At 46.1% G+C, this 20,412-nt stretch carries 16 protein-coding genes; 14 read left to right on the top strand and 2 right to left on the bottom strand.

What is annotated here, in order from left to right; all coding sequences use genetic code 11:
* Positions 1-404 precede the first annotated feature (404 nt).
* The 14 genes from hisA to MH215_RS23340 all read left to right on the top strand — a co-directional run bounded on the left by hisA (position 405) and on the right by MH215_RS23340 (position 18,481).
* Positions 405-1,139 (top strand): 1-(5-phosphoribosyl)-5-[(5-phosphoribosylamino)methylideneamino]imidazole-4-carboxamide isomerase, encoded by a 735-nt coding sequence (gene hisA / locus MH215_RS23405; protein ID WP_056695220.1) that lies wholly within the window; start codon positions 405-407, stop codon positions 1,137-1,139.
* A 29-nt stretch (positions 1,140-1,168) separates the two neighbouring features.
* On the top strand, positions 1,169-1,930 hold the full coding sequence (hisF, locus tag MH215_RS23400) for an imidazole glycerol phosphate synthase subunit HisF (RefSeq protein ID WP_128099833.1): 762 nt from the start codon (positions 1,169-1,171) through the stop codon (positions 1,928-1,930).
* Positions 1,931-1,943: 13 nt separating this feature from the next.
* The gene (gene hisIE / locus MH215_RS23395; protein ID WP_239293573.1) at positions 1,944-2,663 is read left to right on the top strand and encodes a bifunctional phosphoribosyl-AMP cyclohydrolase/phosphoribosyl-ATP diphosphatase HisIE; all 720 of its coding nucleotides are present in this window, start codon (positions 1,944-1,946) and stop codon (positions 2,661-2,663) included.
* A 12-nt stretch (positions 2,664-2,675) separates the two neighbouring features.
* A complete protein-coding gene (hisJ, locus tag MH215_RS23390) occupies positions 2,676-3,515 on the top strand; it encodes a histidinol-phosphatase HisJ (RefSeq protein ID WP_239293562.1) in 840 nt (279 codons plus the stop codon).
* Between the two features lie 64 nt (positions 3,516-3,579).
* Positions 3,580-4,527 carry a ribose-phosphate diphosphokinase gene (locus tag MH215_RS23385; RefSeq protein ID WP_056695229.1) on the top strand — a complete coding sequence of 316 codons (948 nt, stop codon included), beginning with the start codon at positions 3,580-3,582 and terminating at the stop codon, positions 4,525-4,527.
* A 273-nt stretch (positions 4,528-4,800) separates the two neighbouring features.
* Positions 4,801-7,059, top strand: a complete 2,259-nt coding sequence (locus MH215_RS23380; protein WP_239293561.1) for a helix-turn-helix domain-containing protein — start codon at positions 4,801-4,803, stop codon at positions 7,057-7,059.
* A gap of 483 nt (positions 7,060-7,542) precedes the next feature.
* On the top strand, positions 7,543-9,129 hold the full coding sequence (locus tag MH215_RS23375; protein ID WP_239293560.1) for an extracellular solute-binding protein: 1,587 nt from the start codon (positions 7,543-7,545) through the stop codon (positions 9,127-9,129).
* Between the two features lie 130 nt (positions 9,130-9,259).
* Positions 9,260-10,159, top strand: a complete 900-nt coding sequence (locus tag MH215_RS23370; protein ID WP_239293559.1) for an ABC transporter permease — start codon at positions 9,260-9,262, stop codon at positions 10,157-10,159.
* A gap of 60 nt (positions 10,160-10,219) precedes the next feature.
* Positions 10,220-11,092, top strand: a complete 873-nt coding sequence (locus tag MH215_RS23365; RefSeq protein ID WP_145051934.1) for a carbohydrate ABC transporter permease — start codon at positions 10,220-10,222, stop codon at positions 11,090-11,092.
* 68 nt (positions 11,093-11,160) lie between these two features.
* Positions 11,161-12,114, top strand: a complete 954-nt coding sequence (locus MH215_RS23360) for a sugar phosphate isomerase/epimerase family protein (protein WP_239293558.1) — start codon at positions 11,161-11,163, stop codon at positions 12,112-12,114.
* A 319-nt stretch (positions 12,115-12,433) separates the two neighbouring features.
* On the top strand, positions 12,434-14,194 hold the full coding sequence (locus tag MH215_RS23355) for a hypothetical protein (RefSeq protein WP_239293557.1): 1,761 nt from the start codon (positions 12,434-12,436) through the stop codon (positions 14,192-14,194).
* Positions 14,195-14,385: 191 nt separating this feature from the next.
* Positions 14,386-16,119, top strand: coding sequence for a tetratricopeptide repeat protein (locus tag MH215_RS23350; RefSeq protein ID WP_239293556.1), 1,734 nt, complete (start codon positions 14,386-14,388; stop codon positions 16,117-16,119).
* A gap of 206 nt (positions 16,120-16,325) precedes the next feature.
* Positions 16,326-17,285 (top strand): thioredoxin-disulfide reductase, encoded by a 960-nt coding sequence (gene trxB, locus MH215_RS23345; RefSeq protein WP_056695247.1) that lies wholly within the window; start codon positions 16,326-16,328, stop codon positions 17,283-17,285.
* Positions 17,286-17,449: 164 nt separating this feature from the next.
* Positions 17,450-18,481 (top strand): AI-2E family transporter, encoded by a 1,032-nt coding sequence (locus tag MH215_RS23340; protein WP_275446305.1) that lies wholly within the window; start codon positions 17,450-17,452, stop codon positions 18,479-18,481.
* 189 nt (positions 18,482-18,670) lie between these two features.
* On the opposite strand, the gene MH215_RS23335 is transcribed toward MH215_RS23340, so the two are convergent.
* Together MH215_RS23335 and MH215_RS23330 are read right to left on the bottom strand one after the other, a co-directional pair.
* On the bottom strand, positions 18,671-19,273 hold the full coding sequence (locus MH215_RS23335) for a response regulator transcription factor (RefSeq protein WP_239293554.1): 603 nt from the start codon (positions 19,271-19,273) through the stop codon (positions 18,671-18,673).
* Positions 19,270-20,403, bottom strand: coding sequence for a sensor histidine kinase (locus MH215_RS23330; protein WP_239293553.1), 1,134 nt, complete (start codon positions 20,401-20,403; stop codon positions 19,270-19,272). The genes MH215_RS23335 and MH215_RS23330 overlap by 4 nt, the downstream gene beginning before the upstream one ends.
* Positions 20,404-20,412 lie beyond the last annotated feature (9 nt).

The following is a 20,412-nucleotide window of genomic DNA, read 5'->3' as shown; positions in this document are numbered from 1 at the left end:
ATTAATATGTTCAAATTAGAGCTTCACCGGAATGATCTGAATAACTCGTGTAAGACAACGTAATTTGTTTATTCGGTACATTGGGGTCAGATTGGATCATCGTGCAAGAGAGTAGTGAGTTCTGAAATGAAATGTTACTCTAAACTAAACATCAGCTATAAGTGCGTGTTCAAAAAGGACGGTTTTCAGTACCGAGAAGATGGGATGAAGCTAGAAATGGAGTAGTGGAGCGTAGGCAAACCTACGTGAGCAACTACATTGTTTCCGAAGGAAACAAGCTTCGTAAGCATTCACTTATTTCGGCTGAATTCCATATTCGATGCTGAGATGCCGTCAGGCATTCTTCGTAATCAAAAGCGGACTTTTTGAAAAACCTCTATAAAGCGATAATCAGGAGGGCTTGTATGTCATCTTTTATCATATATCCAGCAATTGATATCCGGGACGGTAAATGTGTAAGACTGGTGCAAGGCGATTACAATCAGGAGACGGTATACAACGACGACCCTGTACAGGTTGCCCTATCCTGGGAGAAGCAAGGCGGTACATATGTTCATCTTGTAGATCTGGACGGTGCTAAGGCTGGACATCCCGTTAATGATGAGCTGATCGGTCGAATCGCTTCAGCAGTAAACGTGCCTGTTCAGGTAGGTGGCGGTCTTCGTACAGTTGCCGATGTGGAGCGTTTGCTCGGACTTGGCGTTAGCCGACTTATTATTGGAACAGCGGCGATTGAGGATCGTGCTTTTACGGAGGAAGTATTGGGACGATACGGCGATAAGGTTGCCATCGGGATAGATGCTCGTAACGGTTATGTCGCTACACGAGGCTGGCTCGAAACATCAGAGGTTCAGGCGGAAGTGCTGGCGAAGGAGCTGGCTGCATTCGGCGCAGAAACATTTATCTTCACTGATATTTCTCGGGACGGCATGATGCAAGGGCCCAATGTGGAAGCGATTGTGTCTCTAGCTAAGGCGAGCGGCAGAACCGTCATTGCTTCCGGTGGTGTGAGTGTGATGGATGATCTACTTCGCCTTAGCCGCCATGCAGATGATGGCGTTGGTGGAGCAATCGTGGGCAAAGCGCTATATACAGGTAGCATCGATCTGACTGAAGCGGTACGTTCGGTGAATAAATAAGCGATATTCGGGTAGAGAGGAAGAGGAGCATGCTGGCAAAAAGAATCATTCCTTGTCTGGACGTGAAGGACGGGCGGGTTGTCAAAGGCGTTAACTTCGTCAATCTCCGCGATGCGGGTGATCCGGTTGAGCTGGCGGCGCTATATGATCGTGAGGGTGCCGACGAACTGGTATTCCTCGATATTTCCGCTTCGGTAGAAGGACGAGAAACGATGGAAGAAGTCGTACGTCAAACGGCTGGCGAAATTGCGATTCCATTTACGGTGGGTGGAGGTATCTCCAAGGTTGAAGATATGAAACGTATTTTGCGAGCAGGCGCGGACAAAATTGCCGTTAATACAGCAGCAGTGCTTAATCCTCAGTTGATTGCAGATGGGGCACGTCGGTTTGGTTCCCAGTGTATTGTGGTAGCGGTGGATGCCAAGTACAACGATGCTTGGGGCGAGTGGGAAGTCTATACCCATGGAGGCCGGAAAGCTTCAGGCATCAAGGCACTGGAATGGGTCAAGCAGGCTGAAGAATTAGGAGCAGGTGAAATTTTGCTGACAAGTATGGATGCGGACGGCACCAAAGATGGCTTCGATCTAAAGCTGACGGCTGCGGTATCAGAATCGGTGCGTATACCGGTTATCGCCTCAGGCGGTGCCGGCAAGGAATCCCACTTCTACGATGTGTTCACGGCGGGTAAAGCGGATGCGGGGCTCGCAGCAACGATATTCCATTATAAAGAAATCGCCGTACCGGCACTAAAACAACATTTGAGTGAACAAGGGGTGGAGATCCGTGAGTAATACAAGTAATGAAATGAAGGAACAATTGTCCCTTACACAGGTAGTGGAGCATATCCGCTGGAACGATGGATTGGTACCTGCCATTGTACAGGATGCTGAAACTCGCGAAGTCTTGATGATGGCTTACATGAACCGGGAATCTTTGAAGCTGTCGCTGGAGTCTGGTGAAACGTGGTTCTGGTCACGCTCTCGTCAAGAGCTATGGCACAAAGGAGCAACATCAGGTAACGTACAACAGATCACTTCGCTTAAATATGATTGCGATGGAGATACGTTACTTGTTGAGGTTAAACCGAATGGACCAGCTTGCCACACAGGTGAAGTGACTTGTTTCCACAATGAAATCACTGGTTTGCCGGAAACGTCCAAACAAGCAAGCGAAGCGAATAGCACGTCTTCTGGTCAGAATGATGCAGCGCCAAGCGAAGCGGAGGCACGTTTTGCTGTACTTGGTGAACTTGAATCTGTCATTGCTGAACGTGAGCGTGAGCGCCCAGAAGGGGCTTATACGACGTATCTGTTCGACAAGGGCGTAGATAAAATTCTCAAAAAAATCGGTGAAGAAGCATCGGAGACGATCATTGCTGCGAAAAATAAAGATAATGACGAGCTGCGTCTGGAAGTCAGTGACCTCATGTATCACTTGCTCGTTCTCCTTCAAGAGCGCAAGTTGCCACTGGACGATATTATGTCAGAGCTGAGCCGTCGTCACGAGCGGCCTCGCCGCGATTAGGAGGAGACAGGCGTGCGAATAGACTATCATACACATCATGAGCGGTGTGGTCATGCCGTTGGTAAGTTGGAAGAGTATGTGAAGCGTGGCGTAGACATTGGGCTATCCCAGATCGGGCTGTCTGATCATATGCCGTTACTCCATGTAGATCCAGCCGATTATTATCCCGAGATGGCTATGCCGATGGATGAGCTTCCACGCTATGTTGAGGAGTGTTTCTCTCTGAAGGAGAAATATCGTGGTCAGATTGATGTACGTGTCGGTCTGGAGGGCGATTATATTGAAGGCTGGGAGAATGAGATTCGAGCAATTATTGAACGGTATCCGTGGGATTATGTCATTGGATCTGTACATTTCCTGGGCGAATGGGATATTACTGATTTCCGTCAAACGCATCAATGGGAAGGGCGTAACGTGTTGGAGGTATATCGCCAATACTATGATGCGGTGAGCAAGGCAGCTGCAACGGGAATGTATGACATTATGGGACATACTGACGTCATCAAACGATTCGGCTTCTCCCCTGCATCTGAGGAGGCAGATGAGCGTATTGCACTGGAGAATGCTGCTCTGCAAGCGATAGCTAAGAGCGGCTGTGCAATGGAGCTTAATGCCTCAGGGTTATCGAAGCCCTGTGCTGAGATGTTTCCTGGACGGCGAATGCTGACAAAAGCGATTGAGTTAGGTATCCCGTTGACGCTTGGCTCGGACGCGCATGATCCTTTGAAGCTGGGGGATTACTTACCTGAGGCAGAAGCACTCTTGCGTGAGTTAGGGTGCAACGAGGTGGCTGTCTTTGAGAGTCGCCGTCGCTCTTTCGTTCCTTTAAATGGAGGAGACAGTAGAGTATAATAAGGTTGAAAATAACCTTATTCATAAGGGATTATATAGGGGCTTCAACCCTCGGGAGGGCATTATGCAGCAATCGTTACGTATTTTTTCCGGTTCATCGAACCCGAAGCTGGCAGAACAAGTATGCGACAAGCTGGGAGTACAGCTAGGCAAGATCAAGCTGTCCCGGTTCAAGAGCGGAGAGATATACGTTCATTATGAAGAGACTATTCGTAACTGTGATGTGTTTCTAATTCAGTCGTTGTCTAACCCGATTAATGAGTTGTTCGTTGAACTGCTCGTTATGATCGATGCTGCGAAGCGAGCCTCTGCTCGGACAGTGAATATCATCGTTCCCTATTATGGATATGCTCGTCAGGAGCGTAAGTCAGCCCCGCGCGAACCGATCTCAGCCAAGATGGTTGCGGATGTGTTGACCACGGCTGGAGCGAACCGGGTTGTGACGATTGACCTCCATGCAGCAGCTATCCAAGGATTCTTCAATATTCCGGTTGATCATATGACCTCATTAGATCTAATCAGTGAGTATTTGCTAAGCAAAGGTATTGAACATCCAGTTGTTGTCTCCCCGGATGCTGGGCGTGCCTCTATGGCAGAGAAGCTAGCGAACCGGTTGGATTCACCTTTTGCCATCATGATCAAGAAGAGACCAAGCCATAACGAATCTATCATTACCCATGTCATTGGTGATGTTGAAGGTCGCACACCGATCATTATTGAGGATCTGATTGATACAGGCACGACAATTCTGAATGTCGTTGAGGGACTCAAGGAGCGTGGCTCCAATAATGTATACGTATGTGCTACACATGGCTTGTTCTCCGATGGAGCATTAGCGAAACTCAATCATCCCTCCATAGCTGAGGTGGTTGTTACCGATTCGATTGCGCTGCCAGATGATCATCCTGAATGCTTCAAAGTATTACCGGTTTCTCCGATGCTGGCAAGAGCCATTCGTATTATCGTCGATGGCGGCTCTATGGCAACACTGTTTAGAGATTCTGGCATCTAATGAAGGATCGGAGAATGAGTTTACTCCATAGAGTTGTTCCGTGTCTGAGTTGTCTGCTCAGCACGGCTTTTTTGTTTTATTCATAAGACAGGCAGAATTCTAGGGAGTCAATTCTTTGCTTGCTCTTCCAAACCATGTGCTATAATAACATCAAAATAAATTCATGAGAGCGCTTTAATATGGGGTGATCCAGCCCAGAGGTGCGACAGATGATAAACAATAGAACTGCGGCCGATTCTGTGGTTGGCATCGTAGAGTGAGGAGTGGGGTCGATTGTCCCGTACTTGGTATTATCGTTTACTATTTTCGTACTTTCCTATTTTCTTTCTGACTGTGACCATACTCATTTTTATCGCGTTTGTTTTCATTAATGACATCTCTAGGGCCGAAACGAAAAAAGCAGACCGCATCTCGTCCAACTATCTAGCGGATACGGTAGATCACACCATCAGAGATATCGAATTATCATTGATGGAGGCGGTACAGAATGACCAAGCCTATAAAGACTATTTTAATCATAGAGTTGGAGCGAGTTCCGAAACAGTCTATGCGATTGCACAGAGTTTGCGTGAGTTAACCAGTTCGTCTTCATGGATTGAATCCATTTATTTATATGACAATATGAATAAGAGCATTGTGACGGTGAGTGGGCCTAGAGATGTGGAGAGCTTCTCAGACAAAGCATGGATTGAGCAGACGGTGTCCGGGAAGTTATCTCCGGGATGGCAGCCCGTTAGAGAGTACGATGGAGGTATTATTCAGCGTGCCCCTATTCGAGTAATAACCGTTAATAAGGATATGCCTCTGCCTTTTGGATCCCAAGGTACACTTGTGATTAATATTAAAATGAGCAGTATTGAACAAACAGTCGATAACATGGTTAACGGACAACTGTCCTTCATGACCATTTCAAACCGTGACGGTCAGGTGGTATACAACGCACACTTGGATGATGAAGATGCCACAGAAGGAAGAGTATTGAACACGCTTACGCTCGATAGATTAGGTTGGACGTTATCCAGTGGGATCAAGGCGGGAAATCTGTTTGGATGGGTATCTGTTATTTCTTATGTATGGGTAGTCATTGCCATTGTGACGGTGGTTAGCGCGATCATTTACATCATTTATGTTACACGTCGAAATTATAAGCCAATTCAGATTATTATGAACCGGATTGAAGCACATCAGATTCGGACACTTGAAGATTCGGGATCTCGTAAAGATGAGATGAAAATGATTGATGGCGCGCTTGAAAATCTGATTAACCACATGATGGATTATGATGATAAAAAGAGGGAAAATGTGCTGTTGCAGCGCAGCAAGCTGTTCAACAGTCTGTTGCATGGCGAGCATCTCGACCTAGCCGCAGCACGGCTTGAGGAGCTATCTCCATTTGACGCCGTGGGAGAGTCTGTCCGCTTCGCAGTTGTCGTTGGAGAGATTAACCGTTACGAGAAGGGATTTCAAGAGTTATATACGAGAGGTGAACAAAATACTCTCAAATTCGCATTGATGAATGTTCTACAGGAGCTCTCACGCAACAAGGGCATTCAATGCTGGGCTGAATGGGTCAGTGCAGAACGGGTAGCCATTCTATTTCTCTCCACAGAGGATAGCAGCGAGCATGATATGACTGGACAGATTCGTGATGTTGCAGAGGATTGTCGGTTCTGGGTTGATCAGAATCTGCGTATCTCGCTAAGCTTTGGGATTGGGCCGATTGCAGATGGCATTGGGACTATTCGAGAGTCTTATACTGGTGCAGAAGCGGTCATGCATCGGAAATGGCTGATGAACGGAGACGTGGGCTTGGCCGAGAGTGGGGAGAAGTCGAAGCCATTAATAGAGACGTACACCTACTTGCAGATGATTGCTGACTTTGTAAAACGATTCCGCATGTCGAGCGGCCAGTGGCGTGAAGAACTGGAAGAGATTTTCACGGCATTTGAACGTAATATGCTGCCTGATGAAGATATTCACTCCTTAATTCAAGCGATGCTACAGATGCTAAGCCGTGAAGTAGCCCTGATGTCTGACGATCTTCAAGAGAAATTATCAGAGGACAACATGAATAATTGGCTAAAGTCTATAGAAGAAGCAGAGACACTTGCTGACGTAAAGGCACTGCTGTTTGAGGACTTAACCGATCTGTTCAGAACGTATGTCTCGGTAACAGAAACCAAGAGCTACAAAGCTATGGTCAATGAGATGAAAAGTTATATCGAAGAACAATTTGCCAACCCTGACCTTTCTCTGAAACATTTGAGTGATCGGTTTCAGATCTCTGGCAAACATGCGAGTTATTTGTTTAAGACAGAATTCAATATGAAGTTTGTGGACTTCGTGACCGAGCTGCGAATGAAGGAGACGGAACGACTTCTCTGCACAACTGACTTGGCATTGCAGGATATTGCCGTGAAGGTAGGGTATGCTAATGGTATTACGTTGGGGCGTGTATTTAAACGGGTTACAGGCATTACTCCAGGCGATTATCGCCGAGCAAAGCGTGAACATCATATGGATGAGTCCTAGTCATAGGTAGTAATGTAGCGTGGATTGCTTATTTTTCGAGTAAACGAGCTTAATGTGAGGGGTGGAATTCCCGCAGGTATTCTCCGTAGGAGGGCTACTTGCTGGAGTCCACCTTTTTGCTGTGATTCAGGGCGGTGTGTTTGCTCAATCCGAACACTGTTTTTAATTTATGCGGTTTTTCAGAGTGTAGACGTGGATGGATATTCCAGTTTGTATGTCGGATACGAAAATAGGCAGTATCAGAAAATGGTTTATCGACCTAGCTAAGAACAAACTGTACTGAAGTGGGGGTAAAGTGTGTCTGCGCGCGGGTTTAGAGCAGTATTACTGAAAATGGATTGTCTGCGAAAATGGTTAGGAGAATAAACCACAATCGATCTGTAAGCGCTTCCGAAACTGGTTTATTGCATGAGAGCAAGAAGGTATGGAATACTCGGATCAAGCTTTAAAAACATTCAACGCAAAGCCAAAGGGGATGACAAAATGACAAGAAGAGCAACCAAAGGGAGTATGAAGAAATGGATGGGTCTGGCGCTTACAATGGTAATGGGGGTTTCACTATTAGCAGGATGTTCATCTGCATCTGATCAATCGGCTGAAGGCGGTGCATCAGGTAGTGGTGAGCGTGTCACCTTGAAAGTGGAGGTATTCGATCGTGGTAACAGTCCTTCTCCACATACGATCACGAATAACTACTTAACTAAATTTGTTCAAGAGAAATTTGGCGATCCGAATAACATTGATGTGCAATTCGTACCTGTTCAACGTTCAGAAGAAACAACCAAGCTCAACGTGTTAATGGCCAGCCCCAGCGACGTTCCAGATATTGTGTTTGTATATGACTCCAGTGTGTTCTACCGTTACGCTCAGCAAGGCGGTCTAACTGACGTAGGCGAACTTCTTAATGAACATGCACCTAACTTAAAAGAATATCTCGGCGATGACCTGTTGAAATTCGGTCAGCTTGAAGGTCAGCAATTCGCTATTCCGGGTAAACGTGCCATTACGGCTCGTTATAACTCATATATCCGCCAGGATTGGCTCGATAAAGTCGGTATGAAAGCTCCAACAACAACAGATGAGTTGTATGAAACGTTGAAAGCATTCAAAGAGAAGGATCCAGGCAATCTGGGTAGCAAAAACATCCCAATGGGTATGGCACTTGCCCCAGCTCAGTATGAAACACTGATTTACTCCTTTATCAAGCCTGTACAAGACGGACTTACGTACAGTCAGCGCTACGAACTACCATTGCATGATGGCTTCAAAGATGCGATGCAGTTCCTTAATAAGCTATACAATGAAGGTCTGATCAGCAAAGACTTCAGTCTTGATGAAGAAAAAGCGCAATTGGTCAAAGACTTCCAAAACGGTAATATTGGCTACATGTCTGAGGACGTAGGTCAGATTTTGTATGCAGATGGTATGCTTGATAATTTGTACAAAAATGTACCGGATAGCAAAGTTGTAGCAGTTGACGCTTATACTAACCCGAATGTGGACAATAAACACATCAAATCACGTTATGGCAGCAACGGTATGTACATCATGATTCCAAAAAGCAGCAAACGTTCGGTTGAAGCAGTGAAATACCTGGATTGGATGGCTTCCGGAACAAATCTGCTAGAGATGAACACCGGTGTTGAAGGTGAAAACTACGATATGGTTGACGGTGTTCCGGTTGTTAAAGATGATGCTCCACAGGATGTCAAAGATCGTCTCTACAACGGTGGTGATATGGCCATTATTGCCAACGGTAAAGTAGTTGGAGATCAGGCAGCCAATGAAGCGGCATGGATTGCAGGCTTCCCTGAGCGTAACCAAGAGCTAATGAGACAGTCCATTGATATTGCAAATACAGACACAATCGGCCCGGTTATCTTCAGCAAACCGATTGAAGCAGAATCGAAATATGGTACGGCGCTAAATGATAAGTTGAAAGTGCTTATTGTGAAAACAGCGATGGCTAAGCCGGCAGATTTTGAATCGGTATATGAAAAAGAAATGAATGATTTCATGTCACTGGGTGGCACAGAACTGAAGAAAGAGCTTGAAGCAGCACTTCAGTAAGCGTTATCAATTAAAAGGTTCATCTTGTGATTACCAAATCAATATGTAATTTACCGCATAACTTTAGAAGGAACGTGTGCCGCCAGTATGGGCGGCACAGCCGTTTCTCTGTTGATAGGAGGAAACCGACTTGACCATCACATACTTGAAAAGGTATTGGCAATTATATGCGCTCATCTCACTGCCTCTGATCTACTTCTTGATCTTTCGCTACGGCCCAATGTACGGGGTTCAGATCGCTTTTAAGGATTTCAACTTGTTTCAGGGCATCAACGGGAGTGAGTGGATCGGTTTCGATGCTTTCCGTGAAGTATTTGGAATGCGGGACTTCTACACCACATTACGAAATACGTTCATGCTTAACTTTCTAGATTTGCTCGTTTCATTCCCTGCTCCAATTATCTTGGCGATCATGCTCTACGAAGTTCGGTTTAAGTGGTTTAAAAAGATTTCACAAACGATCCTGTACATTCCTCACTTTATTTCCTGGGTTATTATCGGGGGGATCGTGTATCAATTATTCGGCAATCAATCCGGTATGGTGAACGGTTTGCTGGAGAGTATGGGTCTCAACTCCATACCATTTTTGACAGAGAAGAATCCATGGCTTGTTACGTACTTGTTCACAGGTGTTTGGCAGAGCGCTGGATGGGGAACCATTCTGTATCTGGCTGCATTAACCGGCGTTAACAAGGAATTGTTTGAAGCTGCTGAGATTGATGGAGCGTCACGTCTGAAAAAAATCTGGCATATTACTTTGCCTAGTATTAAACCAACGATTGTCACTTTGCTTATTCTGAATCTCGGACAAATGGTCAGCATTGGTTTTGATCGTCCTTACATTATTGGTAATACTGCTGTACGTGAATACTCCGATGTACTGAGTACCTTCGTGTACAGGGTTGGTTTGGAATCTGGACAATATACACTGGCGACTGTCGTCGGACTCTTCCAGGCTGTTGTAGGACTGATCTTCGTACTCGGTTCAAATTATATTTCGAAAAAGGCGACCGGTGAAGGTATTTTGTAAGAGCGAGAGGGATACCAATCGGCTGTTTGTATAGACCATCAGTAAAGGAGCTGTGCGCATATGAGTGAACGCACCTCAAACCGGGTTTTTGACATCGTTAATATTACCTTTATCAGTTTGTTTGTTATCTTCTGTCTAGCTCCGTTCTTGCACACGATTGCGATCTCACTAAGTTCCAATCGGGCAATTACATCTGGTGAAGTGACCATATTCCCTAAAGAATTTAATTGGGATGCCTACATTCAGGTATTCTCTGACCAATCCATGATCTATTCACTGGGCTTCACGAGTGTTCTAACGGTAGCAACCACTGTGCTATGTATGCTCTTCACACTGGCGGCTGCATATCCATTAACGAAGAAAAAATTGAAGGGGCGCAAGCTCTTCATGTACGTCATCATCATTACCATGTTCTTCAGTGGCGGGATGATTCCTGAATATTTGCTCATTCGTGACCTGAATTTGCTTAATTCCGTCTGGGCGCTGATTTTACCGGGTCTCGTAAGTCCGTTTAACCTGATTATCCTGATTTCCTTCTTCCGCGGCATTCCAGAAAGCTTGGAGGAATCGGCTGAGATTGACGGTAGTTCGCATGTGCACACACTCTTCAAAATTATATTGCCATTATCTATGCCTGTCTTGGCTACACTGGCTCTATTCTATGCGGTTGGTCGCTGGAATGGCTTCCAGGATTCATTGCTGTACATTAATGATCCGAAGCTGTACCCGCTGCAGCTTAAACTCTTCCAAATGGTACAAAACAATATGGTCAGCGAGCTTACGCTCATGGAAGGTGCTAACCGTGCACCATTGACCCCAGAGAGCCTCAAGGCAGCAACGGTTATATTTGCAACTGTACCAATTCTGCTAGTGTATCCTTGGCTGCAAAAGTATTTTGTCAGCGGTGCGATGCTGGGCGCGGTAAAAGGCTAATTCTAGAGTTAGCGTAAGTATAGGATAGATAGTTCGACTTACCATAATGGGAAGGAGAAGGGATTCGAATGCAGGCACAGGACAAGGGAATATACTCATTTTCGACATGTTGGAACATCAGGAAGCATACGGTTGGAGCAGATATGATTCGAGAGATTGCAGAGCTTGGCTTCAGCCGGGTGGAGCTTAACTATAATGTGACGAAGGAAATGCTCACCACTATAGAGCCCATGATCGAGCGAGGAGAGATCGGAATCTCCAGTGTTCATAATACCTTTCCACATGATCCAGATCCAGATTACGGCACTGACTCTGTATTGCTCGGCTTCGAAGATGAAGTGAAGCGGCAGCGAGCGATTGAATTGCTGGTAGGATCAGCAGAATATGCCCATCGTTACGGAGGGGAAGCCGTAGTTGTACATCCCGGAGAGGTACCCTTCCCAGAGGATATCAGCAAGGATCTTAGTAAGTTCTATAACGAAGAAGGGCCGGATTCACCGAGGTATCGCAGCAAGTGGGAAGAACTGATGGAGCGTCGGCAGGCTCTTAGTTCAGGCTATGTCGATAAAATTATCGCGAGTCTGGATGAAGTCTGTAATCGTGCGGCTGCCAAAGGTCTGAATGTGCGCTTTGGAATCGAGACGAGATCAAGACCCCAACAGATTCCTACACTGGCGGAAGCAAAGACGATCATTCAAGCACTTAAAGGAGCTCCGGTTGGTATCTGGTATGATACGGGTCATGCCATCATGATGGATCGACTAGGTCTCTATGATAGCGTAGGAGAAATGCAGGCACTGATGGACGATATCGTGGGTGTCCACATTCATGAAACGCTTGGACTTTCGGATCACTGGTGCCCTTATGTACACAGCAAGGATATGCATTTCTATGATGCCTATCTGCCGATGATAGAGCGCGCACAGGTGAAGGTCTATGAGTTGAAGTCGGCCTGCCAACCAAGTGAAATTCATGAGAGTCATGACTTGTTAATGAAGAAGCTTGAAGTCGTTGAGTCATAAACAAAAAGCGTAAAAGAGTCCTTTCAAAGACCCTTAGGTAGAGCCGAATAACCGGTAGATGTTTGTAAGACGTTAGTGTAGGCTTGGCCGCACGGCTGAGCATCTTGATGCGCCAAACTCATTACACCGCGCTCTAATATAGCCGCGGCTACGGCTGCTATGATGTCTGAATCTCCTGGCGACTTTTGGTGAGATATGGTATATACTGACGAGAAATTAGCTCGTATACAGGTGATATGAGTAGCTTCCACCCTATGGAGGGGGTGGGTCATGTCCTTCGTTCATCGGGCAAATGCATTGGTATGGAGGGGAACTGCACATGTACAGACAACTGGTAGATAGTAATGACAGAGCAGTAGAACGAGGTATGGCCAGGCAGATGCTTGATCCAGAGAATCGATATTACGGTGGTACGATTGATCCGTATACAGGTGTGGCTTGGGTGAATCATACCACTGGAACGCCGACGGATATGTGCTACTGGGGAGCAGCGCTCTCTAATCCGGACTCGATCTATTACCGGGATGAGGCATTGTTAGACAGACTGCTATTGGCCACTGAGTTTGTACTACGCCTACAGCATGAGGATGGATCAATATCACCCGGCTGGACGAACTACCATTCCCCGCCGGATACCGCATTTGTCGTAGTAGGATATTCGCAGTTATATCAGCTACTCGTTAAGCAGGAGTGGGAAGCACTAGAACCGGTTCTTAAAAATATGCGTTTGTTCCTAAAGCGAACGATACCTGTGATGCTAACAGGAGGTTGCCATACGCCGAATCATCGCTGGGTGCTATGCGCGGCGCTTGGTTTCCTGCACGACATTTTTGGTCTGGAGGAAGCTGTGCAGCGCGCAGAGCAGTGGCTGGCAGAAGGCATAGACATTACGCCAGATGGCGAGTGGACCGAGCGAAGCAACGGAATTTATAATGCAGTGAGTGACATTATGCTCATTCATGCAGCAAGGCTGCTCGGTCGTCCGGAATTGCTGGAACCTGTACGTTTGAATCTTCGCATGATGGTATACCTGGTGCACCCAACCGGTGAAATCGTTACGGATTATTCAGGACGCCAAGATCTGGGCAGCATTCATGACTTGTCGTCGTATTACTTGCCTTATGCCATCTTAGCTCAATTGGATGGAGATCCGATTTTTGCAGGCATGGCAGCCCAGGCCGATAGTACCCTGACAGACCCTGGCGTATGCTCAGTCAATGCGCTTGTAAGGTTACTGTTAGAGCCCGAGCTTCAACAGACGAGCGGATCGCAGGACGTGTTACCAGAGCAGTATGAGGTTATGTTGAACGAGCATTTTGTAAGAGCCAACTATTTGAATCAGATGGAGGCTGTCGGTCACCACGGTCGTATATCCCACAGCCGAATGCATACGGATTTTGGTGCGCCTGTAGCTCGAATTCGTAATGGCGAGACCAGTGTAACGGTGATGACGGAGGTGCCTCCTTTCTTCGCTCTGCGTCATGGCAAGGTGCGTCTACTTGCTGTACAGCTGGCTTCCTTCTTTAATCCCGGGTATATCCCAATGCAAGATATGACCCGTTTGCCTCAAGGGTATCGATTGACAGGGGAGCAAAAGAAGGGTTACTATGGTCCGGTTCCTACCAATCAACTGCCAGAGACAGCGGCTTCGGAGATAAGTCCATGGTACCTACTGCCGCATCAGAGTCGCCGACTTACCCATGAGCAGACATTCCGTGTGGGAGCTGAGGTGTTACATACGGAGAACGGTTGGACAATGCATCTGACGGGGGAAGAACCGGAGGACATCATGATGCAGTTATCCTTTGTATTCGGGAGCGAAGGAGAGTTAACCTACGAGGATGGAACGGAGACAAGTGATGGTCATCACTTATGGAGCAGCGGTAATTTGCGTTATACCTGCGGTGAAGACTGGATCGAGATCAGTGGAGGCGAAACGGGACATTTGGCTTCATCCGTCCGTGAGGCGAAGCTGCCAGAGAAGTGCAAAATTGTGCTCGTTAACTTCATGACGCCGTTTGATAAAACAATTCAACTCTCACTTTCACCATCCATGGCGAAGAAGTTGCAAGATCAATAAGTCTTCTTACGAAATTGAATATGGCGAACAAGAACAAGGCGGTATTTCATTCCAATTATGGATGATGGCATACCGTCTTTTTTTTGCACATTTTTTGCCTAAATCACATGAAACTACATGTTGAGAAGCCTACCGCAAGATGTGGTATACTGGAGAGTATGAATGAAAGCAAAGAGGAGGTGCCTTGGAAGATGAAGGGCAAGCTACTGCGGGCTGAGGGAGACCTCGCCAACATTATACCGATTCATTTGGATGCGTCTTTCTTTTTTGAAAGAGCTGTCCGCTCGCTAGACCGTAATCACGTCGACAAGGCATTAAAATATTTTCGTAAAGCTGTTGAATATGAACCGGAGAACCCGGTGAATCATTGTAATATGGCGGGTATATTATCTGAGAAAGGGGATTACGAGGCATCTAATGCGATTCTCGCGAATGTATTGGATGTCGTAGATCCGTCGATGACCGAGTGTTATTTCTATATGGCGAACAATTATGCTAATATGGATCGGTTTGAAGAAGCGGAGCAAGCGTTAGTAACGTATTTGGAAGAGGACACCCAGGGTCAGTTTATGACGGAGGCAGAAGAGATGATGGAGCTTCTGTATTACGAGTTGGACCGCCCAGCTAAACTGAACCGGATCAAATCACGTAAGGGTGTTGTGGAGCATGATCATGCACGGGAATTATTAGAGGAAGGGAAATTTGCACAAGCAGCTGAACTTCTGGAGGGCATGCCACCTGATTATCCAGATTATCTGGCTGTACGTAATAACCTAGCCCTTGCCTATTATTATATGGGACAGTTTCCCAAAGCACGTGAGACAATTGCCGAGGTACTTGAGCAAGAGCCGGGCAATCTGCATGCGCTGTGTAATCTGGCGATCTTCCATCAGAACGAGAACCGGACAGATCAAGTGCTACTATTGATCAAAAAGTTGCGTGTCATCGTACCTTTCCAACAGGAACAGGTCTATAAACTCGCAACCACGATGGGTATTTTGGGGCAGCATGATACCGCCTATGTACATTTTCGTAGATTGCTTAAAGCCGAAGAGACGGCAGCTGATCCTGCGCTTGCGCACTATGCTGCAGTTGCGGCCTTTAATACCGGACGTTATGATGCAGCCGAGCGGTTATGGCATCATGTAAGCAAGCTTGATCCAGGGTCTGAAGTATCTCCGTTTTATTTGTCTCGACTTAAGGCGGTACAACAAGACGAGCTGCAGCCTGAAAATTTAAGCTACCATTACCATCTTCCTTTTGATGAGCAATTCAAGCAATGGGAGAACTACGGAAATGGCATTCCGGAGGAAATGAAGAATGATCCACTGATTCGTTCATCATTTTTCTGGGCATTACGCCATGGTGACCGGGCAACCAAGCTTCAAGTCATTCATGCGCTCGGTATGATCGGAGACTATGAAGTACAGCAAGCGTTACAATCCTTCATACAGGAATCCGATGAGCAGCAGGATCTCGTGGAAGCTGCTCAATCTGTACTGAACGAACTGCTTGCGACTGAACAACATTCGGAGCGGAGCCGCGCAGTACCACCGCTCTCAACGGTGGCCGCGCGATCTATTCAGAATGCAGCAATCAGCGCAGAAAGCTCGCAGACAGAATCCGTTTCTCACTGGCAAGCGGTCGTTGATCGTGCGCTACAGATGACGGAAACGAAAGCAGAGTTACAGCAGGAAATGGAACGTATATGGACCGAGTATGTGTCCCGTGCTCATCCTGAAATGACAGCGATGAAGCAAATTGAGGGATGGGCTGCAGGGCTGGAATATTTGGCTGCCAAAATTCACAGACGACCTGTAACCTATCAAAGCGTAGCAGATCGATATGGCATTTCGGCATCAACGGTTAGTAAATATGCGAAGCAGATTAACAAGGTGTGTAGTACGGTACCACCTACAGTATAATCGGATGATTTAGAGTGGTTATTCTTAATGTTTTAAAGGCATGACAGGGATTTAAGCGGCTTGAAGAACGATTGAGGAAGATTGGGATTTCATGAAGGATACATTTGCCTGCAAAACGGGTAAACTTAATGGATGGCTATTGTCACATGGATCTAGAAATGAATCAGTTCATATACTCTCAACCTAATCAAGGAGGCTGTATCTATATGTCTAAATACAGAACGATTGTGATTGGAACCGGACCTGCCGGATTAACAGCAGCAATTTATTTGGCGCGTGCCAACCTTAATCCATTGGTTATCGAAGGCCTTCAACCAGGTGGACAATTGACCACCACGACAGAGGTTGAGAACTTCCCTGGATTCCCGCAAGGCATTATGGGGCCAGAATTGATGGACAACATGCGGAAGCAAGCGGAGCGTTTTGGCGCAGAATTTAAGAATGGCTGGGTGGAAGAGGTAGACTTCAGTAAGCCCCCGTTCAAAGTGAAGGTTGGCGGCATTGGTGATCTCGAAGCCGATTCAATCATTATCTCGACCGGTGCATCTGCCCGCTACCTCGGTATCCCGGGAGAGCAGGAAAATGTAGGGCGCGGGGTAAGTACATGTGCGACATGTGATGGATTCTTTTTCCGTGGCAAAAAGATTGTCGTTGTTGGTGGGGGAGACTCTGCGATGGAAGAGGCGAGCTTCTTGACCAGATTCGCAACAGATGTAACCTTAGTGCATCGGCGGGACGAGTTACGCGCATCGAAGATCATGCAAGATCGGGCACGAGGGAACGAAAAGGTAAAATGGGCATTGAACCGTACACCACTTGAGGTGGTGCCTGAAGCGCTGGGTGTGAAAGGACTTAAGGTACGGAACAATGAGACAGGCCAAGAAGAGCTGTTAGAGGCTGATGGCGTATTCGTTGCCATCGGACATACACCAAATACCGGATTCCTCGGCAACCAAGTGGTGTTGGATGATCACGGGTATGTGGTTGTTAAACCAGGTACGACAGAAACGAACATCCCAGGTGTATTTGCTTGTGGCGATGTCCAAGATACGAAATATCGTCAAGCGATTACTGCAGCAGGGTCAGGTTGTATGGCAGCAATGGACTGTGAGAAATTTCTGGAAGGCAGCATTGTGCACGACTGGAGCGAAACATTGGATAAATAAGCATGTTTGGCTTGATTGTCCACATAAGATTAGGAATAGAGACAACGGGAAGTCTCATGATGTGAGAGAAGCCGGTAGGCTTCTCTTTTTTTCTGAAACGAAAGTGGGCATGAGATCGTATACATAATGGGCATATTAGCTGTGAGGTGAAGACTTTGGGGGAAATGATAAAAGATTGGCTACAGAACACAACGGTCAGGCGTTTTCTTATCTTGCTGTTGTTCTGTTTGGTTCTATTCAGCATGGGGAGTATGCTGCACATGATTTTGCTGTTGTTCCTTGTGACGTATGTCATGAATCGACTACAGCACTTCATTACGGGACAGTTAAATCGGCTGTTTCCGATTAACTACAAGGTCGTTGTCATCTTGCTATATTTGATTGTGATTGCGGCGATTGTGCTAGGAATATCTAAGTATTCGCCGAGGATTGTCGATCAGGTCATACAACTGACGAATGAAATCATTAAGTTTCTGGATACGGCTGAAGGCGATAATTATGCATCGAAGATTGCAGGGTATCTGCAGTCATTTGATATTAAGAACTATACGAATAATGCGCTGAAGTATATTTTTGCTCTGAGTAAAGGGCTGGAGTTTATTTTGCTGGTTATTATTCTGAGTCTGTTCTTCTTGCTGCAAAAACAAGAAATCGTCAAATTCACATCCAAGTTCAAAACAAGTAAGCTCGGCTGGTTCTATAAAGAAGTGGCTTACCTTGGAGATAAATTCGTATCTTCCTTCGGTAAAGTCATTGAAGCTCAGCTATTGATTGCGGTGTTCAACACGGTTCTTACGATGTTGGGACTATGGATTCTTGGATATCCGTATCTGTTCGCATTAACCATTCTGGTATTCCTACTGAGCTTGGTTCCCGTTGCGGGGGTTGTCATCTCACTGGTGCCATTGTGTCTGATTGGGTATCAGATTGGCGGATTGCAGCTTAGCATTATCGTTATTGTCATGATTATTATCATTCATGCGCTGGAGACATATTTCTTGAATCCAAAGTTAATGGCGCACAAAACAAAGCTTCCAATGTTCTACACATTTATCGTATTGATTCTGTCACAGCATTTCCTCGGAATCTGGGGACTGATCATCGGAATTCCGATCTTTGTATTCCTGTTGGACATCCTTGATGTAAATAAAATGGAGAAATCAAACGAACCGGTGCGTGTAGATTCGAAGCTGTAGCTTAGTGTAACGCTTGTAAGTATCGAATGTAGCATGTGAAAATAGTGTAGAACGCCTCCCTGACTGATCGAGGGGAGGCGTTTTTTGGTGTACATTTTTGCGCTTGCGCTTGTATGAGAAATGCATAGCTCATGATAGAATCATTCATTTTGACGATATGTATTACATGAATAGATGATGGATCTCCTTCTACAGCCAGCCCTTCTCTTGGGCAATACGTATAGCTTCTACACGATTCTTAGCCTCTAGCTTATTGAAGGCTTCCGATAGATAATTGCGAACTGTGCCGTAGGACAGATGAAGTGATACTGCGATCTGGTTGGCATTCATGCCTGTGGCGGCAAGTTTTAACATTTCTCTCTCTCGTTCCGTTAGTGGATTAACACCTTTGGATGCGCCAAAAATAAGTTCGGGAGATACTTCTCGTCCGCCCCCCATAACACTACGAATGGCCTGAGCTAAGCGGTCACTTGGCTCATCTTTTAGCAAATAACCTTGTACGCCAGCTTGAACCGCACGCTCTAGAAAACCAGGACGAGCGAATGTGGTTAGGATGATGATCCGACAGAGGTTACCTTGTTGTTGTAAACGTTCTGCCACGTCAAGTCCACTCATAACTGGCATTTCAATATCCATCAAAGTGAGATCTGGTTCTAGAGAGGAGATTAGTTTCAATGCTTCTTCCCCGTTACCGGCTTCCCCAATGACTTCAAAATCATCTTCGAGATCCAATAGGGAGGCGAGAGCACCCCGAAGCATGCGTTGATCTTCTGCAATTAAAATACGAATCATGATGATACTCCTCCTTGGGAATCACTTACGATTAATGGAAAGAAAAAGGATAGCTCGGTTCCTGCTGAATCGGAAGAAATCTGAAGAGAACCATCGATCAGGCTCAGCCGCTCTGACATACCTTTTAGACCGTTACCATGAGGTTTGCTGGGATCTATCCCTTGTCCATTATCTCTAATACGTAGCTTGATCCCTTCCTGCGTGCGCTCAATTGATAATGTACTTCGTGTTGCTTGACTGTGTTTGACAATGTTCGTGACCGCTTCAATAAGACATAGGCTCGCCATATTCTGGGTTAAGTCTGGCACATCATCGTAGGAGTCCTGCTCCTGAGTCACTTGAAGTGTGATATCTGCACTCTTTAACATCTCTATCGCATCTGCGACTGCTTCAGGAATGCTGATGGCTCGCATATCCGAGACGAGTTGACGCACCTCACGTAGGGCAGCACGGGAAGTCCGTTCGATCTCGCGTGCCTCCTGAACTGCCCGTTCTGGATTTTTGACGATTAGCTTGGTCACGAGTTCGCTCTTAAGGGTGATTAAAGATAACGTATGTCCCATGGTGTCATGCAAATCTCGGGCAATGCGCATGCGTTCCTCACGCTTAATCAGTTCTTTGATATGCTGCTGAGCTTCATCGAGCTGCTCCTCTAGATGCCGCTGTTGCATCATGGATCGAATGCCATAAGGAGACGCAAGCATGATGAGGTAAAAGGGAGTGAAGAACATGAGCTGAGAAGCTGTCAGTGACGAGAAATGAATAGCAATGGGAATGGTCTGAACAATGGCGAACACCAATAGAAATAGGCGAAACATCCGTTTATCTGTATACCATCCAATAAAATTCGCTGTGAAAAAACCGAGAAAAAACATGTTGGGATCAATAACCGAACTCAAGATAAGTACAGTAAGCATCTGTAACGTCATCCAATAGGAAAATAGAGCAGTTCCTGCTGTCATATAGAGCTGTCGATAGGTCAGGATAAATACAAGGAAAGCAGACAGCCCGATATATAGTTCATGACCGCGTGCTTCCCATAAATAATACATTGGCATGGCCAAATAGATCATCCAAATGTAAGGATAGAAGCCATATCGCTTCGGGAAAATCTCAAACTTCTGAAGCATAGATGAGGG

Source organism: Paenibacillus sp. ACRSA (assembly GCF_022346845.1).
GTDB lineage: Bacteria > Bacillota > Bacilli > Paenibacillales > Paenibacillaceae > Paenibacillus.
Note: the sequence above shows the minus strand (reverse complement) of the source record. Positions and strands in the feature narration are given on the sequence as shown.